Here is a 1,330-nt window from a genome sequence, read left to right as displayed (position 1 = left end):
GGTCTGGGCTCGCGCTGACCGAGCCTCCCTCATTGATGGCCGGATCTACAGAAGTGATCCAGGAAGATATGGTCCTTCATGTAGAGCCAAAGGTTGAGGCGGCCGGAGGCATGTTCCAAACCGAGGAGGTATTCAGGGTGACGCCACATGGGCCGGAGTTCCTCAGCACATTGGCCCCGTCGAAACTTCCAGTTGTCGATCTCTAACCGCACATTTAGCTTGGCCGCGGTAATATGTCAGGCGCAGCGGATTTCGACGCGTGAGATTGTGAGGCATGCCGGATCCGGCCGCAGGGAATTAACGAGCGTCCTATGAAGAGCACGGTGTGGACCAGCATTGACTTCAACGCATTCGGAGTCCAATCGGATTTCATCCGCGTCCCGCATTCTTCGAATACGTCCGCCTATGGCTGGATCCCAGTGCCTATGCTGTGCTTGAAGGGAGGCGACGGGCCTACGGCCCTACTTACGGCAGGCACCCACGGTGACGAATACGAGGGGCAAGTTGCCCTGCGTAAGCTGGTGCATGATCTCGCCGCGACTCAGCTGCAGGGCCGCGTCATTATCCTCCCTGCCCTCAACCAGCCAGCCGTTGCCGCCGGCTGTCGTAATTCCCCGCTCGACGGAGGCAACCTCAATCGGCTCTTTCCAGGTTCTGCCGAGAGCGGGCCGACAGCAGCCATTGCGCACTATGTCGCCACAGAACTCTTCCCACTTTCCGACTTGGTGATCGACCTCCATTCGGGCGGGAGTTCTCTGGAATATCTTCCCATGTCGCTGGCTCGCCATGGCCGCACAAAGGGGGAAGCTCAAGCTATCCGGGATCTTATCACATGCTTCGGCGCACCATACGGCATGATCACTGATGGCTCTGGGGGAGGTGCGGGTTCCACGCTATATGCAGCCGCCGAACAGCAAGGCATCCCTGCGCTAACAGCTGAGCTAGGCGGCGGTCCAACACTGTCCGAATATGGGCTATCCATCGCTGAGAACGGTATTCGGCGCGTTCTGGGACAATATGGCATCGCTTCTGGGCTCGATTGCGCGGATTCAGATCAAACACTACTATGCCGGCCGGTTGGCACCGCAGGCAATCTTTACGCGCCTCTCCCGGGTCTATTCGAGCCTTTCGTCAAAGTTGGCGAGCGAGTGGTGCCCGGACAGCGGGCCGGGCGGCTGCACCGCCTCGATGACGCCTTGGGCAATCCTGTCGATCTTTCCTTCAGCGCCGGTGGTGTTGTGTGCTTCCGGCGCTTTCTTACGTTGACCTCAACGGGTGACGCCTTGTTCGGGTTGATGACGGAGCTGGAAACCTAAGCTCCGGTACCAAC

Annotated in this window: 1 protein-coding gene and 1 pseudogene; both read left to right on the top strand. The window is 59.1% G+C overall.

The features are described 5' to 3' along the window. Positions 1–206, top strand: a pseudogene (locus tag EOA60_RS38455) (M24 family metallopeptidase); the annotation flags it as partial. Between the two features lie 105 nt (positions 207–311). Continuing rightward, positions 312–1,316 (top strand): succinylglutamate desuccinylase/aspartoacylase family protein, encoded by a 1,005-nt coding sequence (locus EOA60_RS33215; protein WP_128312633.1) that lies wholly within the window; start codon positions 312–314, stop codon positions 1,314–1,316. Positions 1,317–1,330 lie beyond the last annotated feature (14 nt).

Origin of the sequence: Mesorhizobium sp. M1A.F.Ca.IN.020.06.1.1, assembly GCF_004023265.1 — a bacterium.
Lineage (GTDB): Bacteria > Pseudomonadota > Alphaproteobacteria > Rhizobiales > Rhizobiaceae > Mesorhizobium.
The sequence above is the reverse complement of the archived record's forward strand: the minus strand, read 5'-3'. Positions and strand labels throughout refer to the sequence as shown.